The organism is Ciceribacter azotifigens, from assembly GCF_048159625.1.
Taxonomy (GTDB): Bacteria; Pseudomonadota; Alphaproteobacteria; order Rhizobiales; family Rhizobiaceae; genus Allorhizobium; species Allorhizobium azotifigens.
Genome location: NZ_JBLQTA010000006.1, coordinates 43,988 through 58,495 on the forward strand (window position 1 = coordinate 43,988; position 14,508 = coordinate 58,495).

Annotated in this window: 12 protein-coding genes; 8 read left to right on the plus strand and 4 right to left on the minus strand. The window is 63.4% G+C overall.

The genetic code is table 11. The annotated features are described in order from the left end of the window. Positions 1–168: 168 nt before the first annotated feature. From ACM6UT_RS10940 to nirD, 5 genes are all read left to right on the plus strand, one after another. Entirely contained in the window at positions 169–1,467 is a 1,299-nt protein-coding gene (locus tag ACM6UT_RS10940; protein WP_416797371.1) for a CmpA/NrtA family ABC transporter substrate-binding protein, read from the plus strand. A 75-nt stretch (positions 1,468–1,542) separates the two neighbouring features. Beyond that, entirely contained in the window at positions 1,543–2,436 is an 894-nt protein-coding gene (gene ntrB / locus ACM6UT_RS10945) for a nitrate ABC transporter permease (protein ID WP_416797372.1), read from the plus strand. A 13-nt stretch (positions 2,437–2,449) separates the two neighbouring features. Beyond that, positions 2,450–3,247, plus strand: coding sequence for an ABC transporter ATP-binding protein (locus tag ACM6UT_RS10950; protein ID WP_416797373.1), 798 nt, complete (start codon positions 2,450–2,452; stop codon positions 3,245–3,247). Between the two features lie 5 nt (positions 3,248–3,252). Next, positions 3,253–5,703, plus strand: coding sequence for a nitrite reductase large subunit NirB (gene nirB / locus ACM6UT_RS10955; protein ID WP_416797374.1), 2,451 nt, complete (start codon positions 3,253–3,255; stop codon positions 5,701–5,703). A 62-nt stretch (positions 5,704–5,765) separates the two neighbouring features. Further along, on the plus strand, positions 5,766–6,095 hold the full coding sequence (gene nirD, locus ACM6UT_RS10960; protein WP_416797375.1) for a nitrite reductase small subunit NirD: 330 nt from the start codon (positions 5,766–5,768) through the stop codon (positions 6,093–6,095). Between the two features lie 92 nt (positions 6,096–6,187). Here the strand turns inward: nirD and ACM6UT_RS10965 are convergent, their stop codons facing one another. Both ACM6UT_RS10965 and ACM6UT_RS10970 read right to left on the minus strand, forming a co-directional pair. Beyond that, positions 6,188–6,586 carry a type II toxin-antitoxin system HicB family antitoxin gene (locus ACM6UT_RS10965; protein WP_416797376.1) on the minus strand — a complete coding sequence of 133 codons (399 nt, stop codon included), beginning with the start codon at positions 6,584–6,586 and terminating at the stop codon, positions 6,188–6,190. Between the two features lie 5 nt (positions 6,587–6,591). After that, positions 6,592–6,783 (minus strand): type II toxin-antitoxin system HicA family toxin, encoded by a 192-nt coding sequence (locus tag ACM6UT_RS10970; protein ID WP_416797545.1) that lies wholly within the window; start codon positions 6,781–6,783, stop codon positions 6,592–6,594. A gap of 106 nt (positions 6,784–6,889) precedes the next feature. On the opposite strand from ACM6UT_RS10970, the gene ACM6UT_RS10975 reads away from it, so the two are divergent. Both ACM6UT_RS10975 and ACM6UT_RS10980 read left to right on the plus strand, forming a co-directional pair. After that, positions 6,890–9,550: a nitrate reductase gene (locus tag ACM6UT_RS10975; protein WP_416797377.1), complete on the plus strand. Its 2,661-nt coding sequence runs from the start codon at positions 6,890–6,892 to the stop codon at positions 9,548–9,550. Next, positions 9,522–10,652 carry an NAD(P)-dependent oxidoreductase gene (locus ACM6UT_RS10980; protein WP_416797378.1) on the plus strand — a complete coding sequence of 377 codons (1,131 nt, stop codon included), beginning with the start codon at positions 9,522–9,524 and terminating at the stop codon, positions 10,650–10,652. The genes ACM6UT_RS10975 and ACM6UT_RS10980 overlap by 29 nt, the downstream gene beginning before the upstream one ends. A gap of 46 nt (positions 10,653–10,698) precedes the next feature. Here ACM6UT_RS10980 and nirK read toward each other — a convergent pair whose 3' ends face one another. Next, positions 10,699–11,787 carry a copper-containing nitrite reductase gene (gene nirK / locus ACM6UT_RS10985; protein WP_416797379.1) on the minus strand — a complete coding sequence of 363 codons (1,089 nt, stop codon included), beginning with the start codon at positions 11,785–11,787 and terminating at the stop codon, positions 10,699–10,701. Positions 11,788–12,070: 283 nt separating this feature from the next. On the opposite strand from nirK, the gene ACM6UT_RS10990 reads away from it, so the two are divergent. Further along, positions 12,071–13,291 carry a cytochrome P450 gene (locus ACM6UT_RS10990; RefSeq protein WP_416797380.1) on the plus strand — a complete coding sequence of 407 codons (1,221 nt, stop codon included), beginning with the start codon at positions 12,071–12,073 and terminating at the stop codon, positions 13,289–13,291. 102 nt (positions 13,292–13,393) lie between these two features. Here ACM6UT_RS10990 and ACM6UT_RS10995 read toward each other — a convergent pair whose 3' ends face one another. After that, positions 13,394–14,404: a LacI family DNA-binding transcriptional regulator gene (locus ACM6UT_RS10995; protein ID WP_416797381.1), complete on the minus strand. Its 1,011-nt coding sequence runs from the start codon at positions 14,402–14,404 to the stop codon at positions 13,394–13,396. Positions 14,405–14,508: the final 104 nt, after the last annotated feature.

Here is a 14,508-nt window from a genome sequence, read left to right on the forward strand (position 1 = left end):
CGCACCGGTCAACGGCGACCGGAAAGCAGATGAGCGCCAAAGGCGCGTCCACATCAGACACCGACGTCGCAAGGTATTGCTGTCCGGGCCTCCTCCCAGGTCCGCCGACGCATGACCCCTGCGGCGTTTTTTAGTTTCCGGATCTCCGTGAACAGAGGGGAAGAACAGATGACGAAGACGGATGGACAGGGCCTCAGTCGCCGCAGCCTCCTGAAGACAACAGCCGCTACCGCGCTGATCGGAGCGGTCCGCTCCGCGTTCCCGTCGGGCGCATTTGCGGCCTCTGCCGGGCCGGAAGTCAGCGGCGTGAAGCTGGGCTTCATCGCGCTCACCGACGCGGCTCCTCTGATTATCGCGAAGGAAAAGGGATTCTTCGAGAAGTGTGGTCTTCCGGACGTCGAAATCCTCAAGCAGGCATCCTGGGGCGCCACCCGCGACAACCTCGTGCTGGGCGGCGCGGCGAACGGAATCGACGGCGCCCATATCCTGACGCCCATGCCCTATCTCATCTCGACCGGCAAGGTGACGCAGAACAACGTCCCCGTGCCGATGTCCATCCTCGCTCGTCTCAATCTCGACAGCCAGGGCATCTCGGTTGCCAAGGAATACGCGTCGACGGGCGTTGGTCTCGATGCTTCCAAGCTCAGGGAGGCCTTTGCTGCAAAGAAGGCGGCGGGCGGCGAGATCAAGGTCGCCATGACCTTCCCCGGCGGTACCCACGATCTCTGGCTTCGCTACTGGCTCGCCGCCGGCGGTATCGATCCGGACAAGGACGTTTCCACGATCGTGGTTCCCCCGCCGCAGATGGTCGCCAACATGAAGGTCGGCAACATGGACGCCTTCTGCGTCGGCGAACCTTGGAACGAGCAGCTCGTCAACCAGGGGATCGGTTTCACAGCCTGTACGACCGGCGAACTGTGGAAGGGGCACCCGGAAAAGGCGCTTGGCCTGCGTTCCGACTGGATCGACACGAATCCGAAGGCCGCCAAGGCCCTGATGATGGCCGTCATGGAAGCCCAGCAGTGGGCCGACAGCATGGAGAACAAGGAGGAAATGGCGACGATCCTCGGCAAGCGGCAATGGTTCAACGTGCCGCCAAAGGATGTCGCCGGTCGCCTGAAGGGTAACGTCAACTACGGCAACGGCCGTGTGGTGGAGAATTCCGGCCTCGAAATGAAGTTCTGGAAGGATCACGCGTCCTATCCCTTCAAGAGCCACGACGCCTGGTTCCTCACCGAGAACATCCGCTGGGGCAAGTTCGCGCCCGACACCGACGTCAAGGCGCTGGTCGACAAGGTCAATCGCGAGGACATCTGGCGCGCTGCCGCGAAGGACCTCGGCGTCGCCGACGCCGACATCCCGGCGTCCACCTCGCGCGGCCCCGAGACCTTCTTCGACGGCAAGGTCTTCGATCCGGAAAACCCCAAGGCCTACCTCGAAAGTCTCGCAATCAAGGCGGGCGCCTGAGGAAGCCGGCCCCTCATTCGGAGCACGGCTGAGGGGCACACTGACGAAACGACGCACTCGAAAGAGGACCACACCATGACTGCATCCGCCCGCAAGGCCGAGGCACCGATCACCGGCCCGGTGACGAAGAGCAGCATCGTCGTCACCATGGCGAAACGCCAGCCCCGCAGAGCGAACCTCGGTCGGTTCGCCGCGCCGATGCTGCGCAATGTCCTGCCGCCCATCGTCATGGCGGCCGTGCTGCTGGCGATCTGGCAGATCGCCTGTTCCCAGCCGGGGGCGACATTGCCTCCGCCCTCGCAGGTCTGGGTCGATAGCTTTGACCTGATCGCCTATCCCTTCTTCGACTATGGCTCGCAGGATATCGGGCTCGCCTGGCGCGTCCTCGTTTCGCTCGAGCGCGTGGCGATCGGCTTCGGGCTCGCGGCTGTCGTCGGCGTGATGCTCGGCGCTCTCGTCGGTCAGTCGGTCTGGGCAATGCGCGGCCTTGATCCGATCTTCCAGATCCTTCGGACCGTGCCACCGCTCGCCTGGTTGCCGCTGTCGCTCGCCGCGTTTCAGGATTCCAATCCCTCGGCGATCTTCGTGATCTTCATCACCTCGATCTGGCCCGTGATCATCAACACCGCCGTCGGCGTGCGCAACATCCCGGACGACTACCGCAACATCGCCCGCGTGCTGCGCCTGAACCCCCTGGAATTCTTCATCCGTATCATGGTGCCGGCCGCCGCCCCCTACATCTTCACCGGCTTGAGGATCGGCGTCGGTCTCTCGTGGCTCGCCATCGTTGCGGCAGAGATGCTCACCGGCGGCGTCGGCATCGGATTCTTCATCTGGGACGCGTGGAACTCGTCGCGCCTCTCCGACATCATCGTGGCGCTCGCCTATATCGGCGTGACGGGCTTTGTCCTCGACAAGCTCGTCGCCCTCCTCGGCAAGGTCGTCACCCGCGGCACCGCGGCCAACTGAGGAGGATTGATCAATGAACCCCTATCTAAAGATCGACCATGTCGACAAAAGCTTCCAGCGCGCCGGTGCGACCACGGAAGTGTTGAAGGACGTCACTCTCACCATCGGAAAAGGTGAGTTCGTCTCGATCATCGGCCATTCCGGCTGCGGAAAGTCGACCCTGCTCAACCTTCTCGCCGGCCTGACCCGGGTCACCGCCGGTGCCATCCTTCTCGAGAACCAGGAGGTGAATGCGCCCGGCCCGGAACGGGCAGTGGTCTTCCAGAACCACTCGCTGCTCCCCTGGCTGACCGTCTACGAGAACGTCAATCTCGCCGTCTCGAAGGTCTTCGCCGGCAGGAAGTCCAAGGCGGAGAAACACGACTGGGTCATGCGCAATCTCGACCTCGTCCAGATGGCGCATGCAATGGACAAGCATCCCTCGGAAATCTCCGGCGGCATGAAGCAGCGTGTCGGCATCGCCCGGGCACTCGCCATGGAACCGAAGATCCTGCTGCTCGACGAGCCCTTCGGGGCGCTCGACGCGCTCACCCGCGCTCACCTGCAGGATGCCGTGATGGCGATCCATGCCCGGCTCGCAAACACGATGATCATGATTACCCATGATGTCGACGAGGCGGTACTGCTCTCCGACCGGATCGTCATGATGACCAACGGCCCGGCCGCCCGCATCGGCGAAGTGCTGGACGTCCCGATCCCGCGTCCGCGCGACCGCATCGCGCTTGCCTCCGACCGCACCTATCTCAAATCCCGCGAAGCCGTGCTCAAGTTCCTCTACGAGCGCCATCGCTTCGTCGAAGCCGCGGAGTAAGAACCATGGCAGAAAAACTCGTCATCATCGGCAACGGTATGGCTCCGGGCCGCATGCTGGAGCACCTGTTCGAACAGGCGCCGGGCCGGTACCAGGTCACGATCTTCAACGCCGAGCCGCGCGTCAATTATGACCGCATCATGCTCTCTCCGGTCCTTTCGGGTGAGAAGACCTACGAGCAGATCGTCATTCATGGCGACGGCTGGTACATCGATCACGGCATTACGCTCTACAAGGGCCACAAGATCGTCGCGATCGACCGCGCGGCGAAGACGGTCACCTCCGACCACAGCGTGACCGAGAGCTATGACAAGCTGGTGATCGCCACCGGCTCGGTCCCCTTCATCCTTCCCTTGCCGGGCAAGGATCTGCCGGGTGTCCTCACCTATCGTGATCTCGATGATGTGAACGCGATGTTGCTGGCGGCACAATCGCGGGAGAAGGCCATCGTCATCGGCGGCGGCCTGCTCGGTCTCGAGGCGGCCGCGGGTCTTGCCGAGCGCGGCATGGACGTGACCGTGCTGCACGTCATGCCGACGCTGATGGAGCGCCAGCTCGACCCGGCGGCCGGCTATCTTCTGCAGAGGGCGGTAGAAGAACGTGGCATCAAGGTCATGTGCAAGGCGAACACCAAGGCGATCTTGGGAGAAAGCCGCGTGGAAGGCGTCGAGCTCGAGGACGGCCGTATCATTCCCGCGACCCTCGTCGTGATGGCGGTCGGGATTCGTCCGAGCGTCGGGCTTGCCAAGGATGCCGGACTTGCAATCAACCGCGGCATCGTCGTCGACGGCGGGATGAGGACCTCGGATGGCAACATCCTTGCGCTCGGCGAATGCGCCGAGGTTGGCGGCATGGTCTACGGCCTGGTGGCGCCACTCTACGAGATGGCGCGCGTGGCGGCCGCCCACCTTGCCGGCGACAGCACGCCCGCCTTCGTCCATTCGGACACGCCGACGAAACTGAAGGTGACTGGCATCGACCTTTATTCACTCGGGGACTTCGCCGACGGCGACGACCGGGAAGAGATTGTCCTACGGGACGCCTCGGCGGGCGTCTACAAGCGGCTGGTCATCAAGGACGACCGTATCATCGGTACGGTTCTCTACGGCGATACTGGCGACGGGCCCTGGTTCAACGACCTCAAGAAGAAGGGCGCCGACATTTCCGAGATGCGCGAGACCCTGATTTTCGGCCAGGCCTACCAGGGGGGTGCCCCGCTGGACCCTATGGCGGCCGTTGCAGCCTTGCCGCATGATGCGGAGATCTGCGGCTGCAACGGCGTTTGTAAGGGCAAGATCGTCGCGACGATCACGGACAAGGGCCTGACCACACTTGACGGTGTGCGCGCACACACCAAGGCCTCGGCCTCCTGCGGCAACTGCACCGGCCTGGTTGAGCAACTCATGACGCTGACGCTGGGCGATGCCTACAACCCCGCCGCCGTGACGCCGATGTGCGGCTGCACGGATCTCGGGCATGACGATGTCCGCCGGCTAATCAAGGCGAAGAAGCTGAAGACCATTCCGGCGGTGATGCAGGAACTCGAGTGGACGACCTCGTGCGGCTGCGCCAAGTGCCGCCCGGCGCTCAACTACTATCTCGTCTGTGACTGGCCGGACGAATATGCCGACGACTATCAGTCGCGCTTCGTCAACGAGCGCGTGCACGCCAACATCCAGAAGGACGGCACTTACTCGGTCGTCCCGCGCATGTGGGGTGGCGTCACGTCATCCGGTGAGTTGCGGGCGATCGCCGACGTGGTCGACAGGTTCGAGATTCCAATGGTCAAGGTGACCGGCGGTCAGCGTATCGACATGTTGGGCGTGAAGAAGGAGGACCTTCCCGCCGTATGGGCCGAACTCGGCAAGGCGGGCTTCGTCTCGGGCCAGGCTTACGCCAAGGGACTGCGCACGGTGAAGACCTGCGTCGGTTCGGACTGGTGCCGGTTCGGCACCCAGGATTCGACGGGTCTCGGCATCCGCATCGAGAAATTCATGTGGGGTTCCTGGACGCCCGCGAAGGTGAAGATGGCGGTCTCCGGTTGTCCGCGAAACTGCGCGGAAGCGACCTGCAAGGATGTCGGCGTGATCTGCGTCGACTCGGGCTTCGAAATCCATTTCGCCGGTGCGGCCGGACTCGACATCAAGGGTACGGAGATACTGGGCCTCGTGAAGACCGAGGATGAAGCGCTCGAGGTGATCGCCGCGCTCACGCAGATGTATCGCGAGCAGGCCCGTTATCTCGAACGCATCTACAAGTGGGCAAAGCGCGTCGGTGTCGACGAGGTGCGTCGGCAGGTTCTCGACGACGTCGAGAGGCGCCGCGCCTACTTCGACCGCTTCGTCTTCAGCCAGAAGTTCGCGCAGGTCGATCCGTGGTCCGAGCGCGTCTCCGGCAAGGACAAGCATGAATTCCGGCCGATGGCGAGCGTCGGTTTCAGCGAGGCGGCGGAGTGACCACCTCCCCCTCGAGGGGAGGGTAGCCATCCCGCAAGGCTTTCAAAAAAAGGAGAGAAACCATGACCTGGATTGCTATCGGCGATATCGACGACATTCCCGTGCGCGGCGCACGCTGCGTGAAGACACCGGAGGGTAAGATCGCCGTGTTCCGGACCGCCGAAAACGAGGTTTTTGCCATCGACGATCAGTGCCCCCACAAGGGCGGGCCGCTTTCGGAGGGCATTGTCCACGGCAAGGCGGTGACCTGCCCGCTGCACAATTGGGTGATCTCGTTGGAGAGCGGGCAAGCCCTCGGCGCCGATGAGGGGGCCGTGCGTACGATCCCGCTTCGCAATGAAGGCGGCCGGCTGTCGATTTTCCTCGAGAGCATGCTCGCGGCGGCAGAGTGAGACCGATGCGACTTGTCTCCCCAAAGGGTCGCCGCGACGGGCGATCCCTCGAAATGGTGACGCGGCCGCGCGGTATGTGCGGGAAGCATCGCCTATCCGGTGGCTTCGATTTCCCTGCGGGCGCAACTCGCAAGAAAGGCGGAGCGCGTCAGGCCTCGTTTGGCCGCGGCCTCGTCGATGGCGCGGAGCGTGCCGGCCTCAAACGTTACGTTCGCACGCACAACACGTGCGTCATCCTCGATCAATGGGACACGGATCAGAAATGCACCGGCGGTCAGAGCCGCATGCACATCGGCCCTGGAAATCAAACGTTCGACCGGCGTCGGGCTGGGGAGTACCTCGTCTTCCGCCCACAGACGCAAGGCTTCGACGGCGTTATGGATCAAGTCGTCTTCTGCGTCCGCTGCGGAATAAACGTTCGGCAGATCGGGAAAGGATATGCCGAAGGCGCTTTCCGGCTCCTTATGAACAATGGCAATGTAATGGCGCATGACACTCAGTCCTGTTCCGTCCAACCTGCCTGCCTTGCGATGGCGCGGGCGGTTCCGAGGGGCAAGTCTTTCTTTGGATGTGGCACAATTACCGTGTGGCGACCGCGCCGCAACTTATGGTGTGAGCCCCTGACCGATATCAGCTCGAAGCCTTCCTCTTTCAGGCGTTGGATAATCTTTCGGCTGTCGCGCTCAATCAATCAAGGCTCCAGTGCGCATTTATATACACATTCATCGTCGTGCATACAAGGGCTGCGCGGATGAAGGTCGTCCCACAGGCACTATCTGCACGCAGAGGTCGCAATGTCCACTGAAACCCGTACCACTTGTCCCTATTGCGGCGTCGGCTGCGGCGTCATCGCGACGGTTAGCGACAGTGGCAGTGTCGACATCAAGGGCGATCCCGATCACCCGGCAAATTTCGGGCGGCTTTGCTCCAAAGGCTCGGCACTTGCCGAGACACTCGGAGAGAACGGGCGGCTTCTTTACCCCGAAATCCGTGGCGAACGGACCGGTTGGGACGGTGCGCTTAATCTCGTCGCTGAAACCTTCCGCCGGACTGTCGCCGAGCACGGCCCGGATTCCGTCGCCTTCTATGTTTCCGGGCAGTTGCTGACCGAGGACTATTACGTCGCCAACAAGCTGATGAAAGGCTTCATCGGCTCGGGGAACATCGACACCAATTCGCGCCTGTGCATGGCGTCGTCCGTCGCCGGCCACCGGCGTGCCTTCGGCGCCGACGTCGTGCCCTGCAGCTACACCGACCTCGAATGCGCTGATCTTGTCGTGCTCGTCGGCTCCAACACGGCCTGGTGCCATCCGGTGCTCTATCAACGGCTGGCCGTTGCCAAGGCTGCCCGTCCCGGGATGAAGGTCGTCGTGATCGATCCCCGCCGCACCGCGACCTCCGAGATCGCAGACCTGCATCTGCCGGTGCGGGCCGATGGCGACGTGGCGCTCTTCAACGGCCTTCTCGCGCATCTCGCCGAGACGGGCACGCTCGACTACGCCTATATCGCGGCCCACACCAACGGCTTCTCCGAGGTTCGCGCCGCTGTCAGCGGATTGTCGATTGCGGACCTGGGGCAGCAAACAGGGCTCCCGACCGTCGCGATCCGTCGCTTCTTCTCGCTATTCGAAAGAACGGAGAGAGTGGTGACCTGCTACAGCCAGGGGGTCAACCAGTCGTCGATCGGGACCGACAAGGTCAACGCCATCATCAATTGCCACCTCGCGACGGGCCGGATCGGCCGGCCCGGCATGGGACCCTTCTCGCTTACCGGTCAACCGAACGCCATGGGCGGTCGCGAGGTCGGAGGCCTTGCAAACATGCTTGCGGCCCATATGGCGATCGAGAGCCCGTCCGATCGTAGGCGCGTCCAGCGCTTCTGGGGTTCTCCGGTGATCGCCGACAAGCCGGGCCTCAAGGCGGTCGACATGTTCGAGGCTGTTGCGGATGGACGCATCAAGGCGCTCTGGATCATGTCCACCAACCCGGTCGTCTCGATGCCGGACGCCGATCGCGTCCGCGCGGCGATCGAAGCCTGCCCGTTCGTCGTCGTTTCCGACATCGAGAAGCGGACCGACACCACTCGCCTCGCGCATGTCCTCTTGCCGGCGGCGGGCTGGAGCGAGAAGGCCGGCACGGTCACAAATTCCGAGCGCCGTATCTCCCGACAGAGGCCGTTCCGTCCTGCGCCGGGCGAGGCGCGGCCAGACTGGTGGCAGCTTGCCGAAGTCGGGCGGCGCATGGGGTTTGCCGAGGCCTTCGCCTGGACTTCCCCGGCCGAGATCTTCGCCGAGCACGCCGCTCTCTCCGCCTTCGAGAACGAGGGAGGCCGCGCGTTCGACATCGGTGCCCATGCCGAAAGCGAGGCCGAGGCCTACGAAGCCCTCGCGCCGTTCCAGTGGCCGCAGCGCTCCGGCGAAGCTGCCGCAGAGCGCCGCTTCTTCGCAGACGGTCGGTATTTCCATCCTGATGCACGCGCCCGTTTCGTCGCCGTGCACTCAACTGCACCGTCGCGCGTCAGCCCCGACTTTCCTCTGGTCCTTAATACCGGACGTGTCCGTGACCACTGGCACACGATGACACGGACCGGCAGGAGCGCACGATTGTCCGCCCATACCGCCGAGCCGTTCGCCGAGATGCATCCGCTGGATGCCGTCGAGTACGGGATCTCCGACGCGGACCTCGTCGAGCTTTATGCCGAGAACGGTGCGCGGGTCGTTGTCCGGGCGCTGCTTTCACACCGCCAGAGTCGCGGCTGTGTCTTCGTGCCGATGCACTGGACAGACGAGACTGCATTCCTTGGCCGTATCGGTACCCTGGTCTCCCCGGTCACCGATCCGGTTTCGGGGCAACCGGCATCGAAACACGTCGCTATCGCCGCGCGGCGTTATGGGGCGCGAGCCTACGGTTTCGCGGTCAGTGCGTGTCGGCCGGAAGGGCTGGACACCGCCTATTGGGCATCGGCCCGCGCCGACGGCGGCTGGCGGGTGGAGCTCGGCTTCGACGCAGTCGTTGACGATTGGGGCGCCTGGGCGCGACAGGTCTTCGGCGTACCGGCCGGGGCCGAGATTGCGCGCTATGTCGACCTCAGTGGCGCGGACTACCGGATCGCCTTCTTTGCCGAGGGGCGACTTCTCGCCGCGCTCTTTGTCTCCGCCGAGCCGGTTGCCGTGTCGCGGAGCTGGGCGGTCTCGCAGCTCTCCCGCGCACACGCCGACGCCGTGAGGCGCCAAGCGATCGTCGCCGGCCGGCCCGGTGCCGACCGTCCGGATATCGGCGCCATCGTCTGCTCCTGCTTTGCGGTCGGTGTGAACCAGATCGCGGCCGCCGCCCGCAAGGGCTGTCGCAGCGTCGAGGCGATCGGCGCCGCACTCTCAGCCGGGACGAATTGCGGCTCCTGCCGCTCGGAAATCGGAAGGATCATCGATGGCACGCAGACACTCGCAGCCGAGTGAGGAAGGTTGCCGTGGGCGGATTGCGCCGCTCGCGGCGCTCCCGGTGTTCTGGGAGCTTCGGGGCAGGAGGGTGATTGTCGCCGGCGGTTCCGCAAGCGCGGCGTGGAAGGCCGAGCTTCTGGCTGCCGCCGGAGCGGAGGTACACGTCTTCGCCGCCGATGCGGAGATGAGCGAGCCGATGCGGGAGTTGGCCGGATTTTCGGAGCATAGAACGGCATCCCGGCTCGTCTATCATCCTCGCACCTGGTTCCCGGACAGCTTTGCCGGCATGGCGCTTGCGGTCGCGGACTGCGCAGACGAGGCCGAAGCCGAAGCCTTCTGCCGTGCCGCGGACGCGATGGGCGTTCCCGCAAATGTCATCGATCGGCCAGCCTTCTGCCGGTTTCGCTTCGGCTCGATCGTCAACCGGTCGCCGGTGATCGTCTCCATTTCGACGGACGGCGCCGCTCCGATTCTCGCGCAGGCGATCCGCCGCCGCATCGAGACGCTGCTACCTTTCACGCTCGGGGCGTGGGTCGACATTGCGCAAAAGGTCCGCGAGCGGCTTAATGAGCGCCTTTTACCCGGCCCGCTGCGCCGGGTCTTCTGGGAAAGCTTTGTCGAGCGCGCCCTTGCCGGCGGCGAGTCTCCGGAGGAGGGTGCAGCGGTTGCGCTTCTCAACGAGGCGGACATTCTCGCCGCACGACCATCCGGTGGTCATCTTGTTTTTGTCGGCGCGCATCCGTCCGATCCCGAGCTTCTGACCCTGAAGGCGGTCCGCGCCCTGCAATCCGCCGACGTCATTTTCTTCGACGACGACATTACCAGTGGCGTGCTGGAGCTCGCGCGGCGCGAGGCGGAACGTGTTCCCCTCGGTATGGGTGTAGATGGCAAGTCGGGCTTGGCCGATGAGGCTCTCGCTCTGGCACTCGCCGGAAAGCGCGTCGTGCGGCTCTGCTCTTCTGATCGTCAATACCCGGTTTGTGAGGCCGCGCGGGCGGGCTGGTTGCGGCAGAGGGGCGTGACAGTTGAGGCAATCCCCGGCGTCGTGGCGCAAGATCAGGAGGCGGGGTGGTTTGACGCTCGCCCGCCGCGGGATGTGCTCGGTCAGATGACACAGTAGTCGCTGAGGTCGGTCCTTCCTCGGTAGTGAAATGCTGTATCCCAGCTCACTCGGACATGTGATCGGACATGTGCGCATCGTGGCCGCTGTGCCCACTAACCGCCGTTGCTGCGGTGAAGATGTCGGGCCGTTCGTCGCCCTCGACGATCAGCTTTCCAACGAGGCCGCGTGCTGCCCTGGAGAGCGCGTGGTCGACCAGCGTGTATTCCCCGGGAACGTCGAGGGTGAGATCAACCACCGAGGCGCCGCCCGGCGGTACGGTGATCGTCTGCACGTCGGTCAAGGGGCCGGAAGTCAGCGAAGCGAGATCGTATGCCTTGTCGAAGATCTCGCCGATCACGTGGAAGCTCGACGTCTTGTTCGGTCCGCCGACACCGAAATAGATGCGGACGGTCTCGCCGGTTCTCGCTCTCAATGCCTTCTCGTTCGTCAATGCCTTGTCCGCGCCATTGAACACATAATATTCCGGCTGCTCGGCAAGCAGCTTTTCGGTGCTCGCAGTGAGCTTTCCTTTCGTACCGAAAGTTTCTTCCGTGTAGAGCTCTCCCTGCATGACGTAGAACTCACGATCGACCGGCGGCAGGCCTTCCGCCGGTTCGACGAGGATAAGTCCGTACATCCCGTTTGCGATGTGCTGGGCCGCAAGCGGCACTGCGCAGTGATAGACGTAGAGGCCGGGCTTCACGGCCTTGAACGAGAAGCCTTTGGTCTCTCCGGGCGCGGCATCCGTGGCCACTGCACCGCCGCCGGGTCCGGTGACGGCATGGAAGTCGACGCTGTGGCGCTCGCTGCTGTCGGCCGCATTCGTCAGTTCGACATTCACCGTGTCTCCGATGCGGACGCGGACGAAGGGCCCCGGCACCTTTCTGTTGAAGGTCCAGTAATGATAGGTCGTCCCGTCAGCGATCGCTCCGGTCACTTCGACCGTCTCCAGGTTCACCGTGACGGTTTCGGGTCCCCTCCGTTGAAGCGACGGCGGGAGCTCGGTCGACTGCCGGACGATGTCGAGTGGCTTGTCTGCCGTTCCGTTTTCCGCCGGATGCTGGTGATTGCCTGCCGCCAGCGACGGCTGGCTTGATGTGAGGGCGAGCGCCGAAGCTGCGGCGGCGTAGAGAGCGTTGCGGAAGCCCGACATCGTTGAGTCCTCTTAAGATGTACCTGTCACGAGTAAGCCGTGCGCAGGCTTTGTTCTCTTTGCGGAAGCGCAACCAACCCGAGGGCTCTCAAACTTGTGAGGAAGCGTGAGCACGCTCAGCATTGGCGACCGACGGCGTCCTAATTGGCGTGCGAGACGTGCTGAGACGCCGGCGCCTTGCGTCGCGCCGGTAAAGCCGGCTGCCTGTTTGCTGGACGACAAAGAACGCAACGGCAACTCCTGCGCAAATGGCTGCTGGCCCGAGAACCGGAATCAAGAGCGAATGAGATCGAATAGCAGAACGAATCCCAGTGCGGCTCAATCGCCAGAGGGCAACGAAACTGACTGGGATCCCAGAAGCGGGGAAGTGCAGAGAGATCAGATAAGCGCTTACGACGCTATGCGCGAGCGCTGTCCGGTTGCACATAGCGACTATCTCGGCTGGTCCCTCTTTCGACATGCGGACGTTCTGCAGGTTGTGGCGGACCATCGCAGTTTCAGCAATGTTGTTTCGCAGCACCCGTCCGTGCCAAACGGCATGGATCCTCCCGAACACACCGGCTACCGACAATTGATCGAACGCTATTTCACGCAGCAACGGGTCGACGCCTTCGAGCCGGTATGTCGCCGGATTGCCGGCGAACTTCTAAGCTCGCTAAAGGCGAGCTCCGGCTGGGAAGTGATGTCGAGCCTTGCCGAGCCATACGCCGTTCGGGTTCAGTGCGGTTTTCTCGGTTGGCCCGAGGGGCTGTACGACCCGTTGCGTCAATGGGTGCGCAAGAACCGCGAAGCGACGCTTGCCCGTGACACGGAGGCGATGGCGTCGATCGCGCTCGAGTTCGACAGCTACATCCGCGCACAGCTCGATGCGCGCAAATTTGCGGGTGGAGCGGTACCGGAAGATATCACCACCGACCTTATGCGGCAGACAATTGGCGGCGAGCAACTTGAATACGCTGACATCGTCAGCATCCTGCGCAATTGGACCGTCGGCGAGCTTGGGACAATCGCCGCCTGTGTCGGGATCATCGTGCATTTTCTCGCACAGAATCAGGAGATCCAGTCGCACTTGCGCAAGGATCGCACGTGCCTTCCGCTCGCGATCGACGAGATTCTCCGCCTCAATGGTCCTCTGATATCCAACCGGCGCATCGCCACGAAAGCTGTCGTCATCGGCGACCGCCAGATCGAGGCGGGCGACAGGGTGACGGTGATCTGGGCATCGGCGAACCGCGATCCGGCCGTTTTCGAGGACGCTGATCAATACCGTCCTGACCGCGATCAAGCGCCAAACCTGCTCTATGGCGCCGGCATTCACGTGTGCCCCGGTGCTGCCCTGGCGAGAATGCAGTTACGGGTAATGATCGACGCATTGCTGGACGGGATCGCATCTTTCACACTGACACCCGGCCGAGAACCCGTGCATGCCATCTACCCCGCGGGTGGCCTTGCGGCGCTTGAAATCCAGACCGACGGTGCACGCTCAGGAATGACGGGACCGTAAGATCGATATTGCCGCCTGCGCGACCGCGCTATATGAGCGGCGTTCCAGGGGGTATTTCTCAGTGCGTGGGCGAAACTCGTTTCACCCGGCCCGGCGCGGGCCTCAGGCGAACGTCGGTGGAACCTCGATCAGCGCCGTTTCCGAACCGCCCTTGTCGATGATCGTGAAGACCGCCTCGAGCATGCCCTTCACGTCCTGCCGGACCATTTCGACGTCATGGCCGAGAAGTGTGACGAAGGGATCCCAGTCAAAGCAGCCGATGATCGGTGACCGGCCCTCGAAATGGTGGGAGGTCTTGATCCAGCGCATCACGCCTTCGAGCGAGATCGTCGAATTGACGAACATGCCGCGGGGCAGGGGCCCCTCCGCGGCGGCCAGGGCTGCCAGCGAACTCTCCGCTTTCTCCGGGGCGTAGCCGCAGGTGAGGATGTGACGCTCATCGATCGGAATGCCCATGTCCTGGTGCGCCGCGCGAAAGCCGCGGACGCGCTCGGCCGTATTGTGATCGCTACCGCGGCCGCCGATGAAGAGCAGCGGTGATGCTTCACCGAGCTTGTTGCGGCAATTGACGAGGGTTCGCCGGGTCAGTTCGCGCGCGCCGGCGAAGTTGTCCGAGATGACCGACGGTGCTTTCGAGCCGGGCAGGTCGAGATTGATGCTGTGGGCGCCGGACGCGAGGCAGATGTCCGTGATGCGGTCCGGATTTGTCGCGCCGGTCGCGATCAGCCATTCGACCTGGTAGGAGAGCATGGTGCGCGCCGCTTCCACTTCCAGGTCCGGATCGCGCCGCGTGCACGTGACGATCGGGAACAGTCCGCGCTCGCGTGCCATCGCTTCGAAAGTTTCGACGATCGACCCGAAGTAGCGGTTGTCGTATTTCGGCACGATCATTCCGATGATCTTCGATTTCTCCCGCCTCAGCAGGCTCGCCTGCATGTTGACGGCATAGCCCTGTTCCTCGGCAATCCGGCTGATCTTCTCGGCGAGCTGGCTGCTGATCCGGCGCTTCTTCCAGGTGCCATTGAGCACCGCGCTGACGGCGCTCGCCGAGGTCCCGGCGAGCTCGGCGAGGTCGTAGATCGTCTTCTTCTTTGCTGGTCGTCTCTGATTCACGAAGTCCTCCTGTGAAAGCCACCTTGACAGCAAAGAGTGATGGTGGCAATTGTTGCTTCATCGATTGAGCAATGTTGCGCAATCGATGAAGTTGGTTGGCTAAG

What these genes read in the sequence shown, in the direction of transcription:
- ACM6UT_RS10940 (WP_416797371.1), top strand. Translation starts at nt 169, where the DNA reads ATGACGAAGACGGATGGACAGGGCCTCAGTCGCCGCAGCCTCCTGAAG.
- ntrB (WP_416797372.1), top strand. Translation starts at nt 1,543, where the DNA reads ATGACTGCATCCGCCCGCAAGGCCGAGGCACCGATCACCGGCCCGGTG.
- ACM6UT_RS10950 (WP_416797373.1), top strand. Translation starts at nt 2,450, where the DNA reads ATGAACCCCTATCTAAAGATCGACCATGTCGACAAAAGCTTCCAGCGC.
- nirB (WP_416797374.1), top strand. Translation starts at nt 3,253, where the DNA reads ATGGCAGAAAAACTCGTCATCATCGGCAACGGTATGGCTCCGGGCCGC.
- nirD (WP_416797375.1), top strand. Translation starts at nt 5,766, where the DNA reads ATGACCTGGATTGCTATCGGCGATATCGACGACATTCCCGTGCGCGGC.
- ACM6UT_RS10965 (WP_416797376.1), bottom strand. Translation starts at nt 6,586, where the DNA reads ATGCGCCATTACATTGCCATTGTTCATAAGGAGCCGGAAAGCGCCTTC.
- ACM6UT_RS10975 (WP_416797377.1), top strand. Translation starts at nt 6,890, where the DNA reads ATGTCCACTGAAACCCGTACCACTTGTCCCTATTGCGGCGTCGGCTGC.
- ACM6UT_RS10980 (WP_416797378.1), top strand. Translation starts at nt 9,522, where the DNA reads ATGGCACGCAGACACTCGCAGCCGAGTGAGGAAGGTTGCCGTGGGCGG.
- nirK (WP_416797379.1), bottom strand. Translation starts at nt 11,787, where the DNA reads ATGTCGGGCTTCCGCAACGCTCTCTACGCCGCCGCAGCTTCGGCGCTC.
- ACM6UT_RS10990 (WP_416797380.1), top strand. Translation starts at nt 12,071, where the DNA reads ATGAGATCGAATAGCAGAACGAATCCCAGTGCGGCTCAATCGCCAGAG.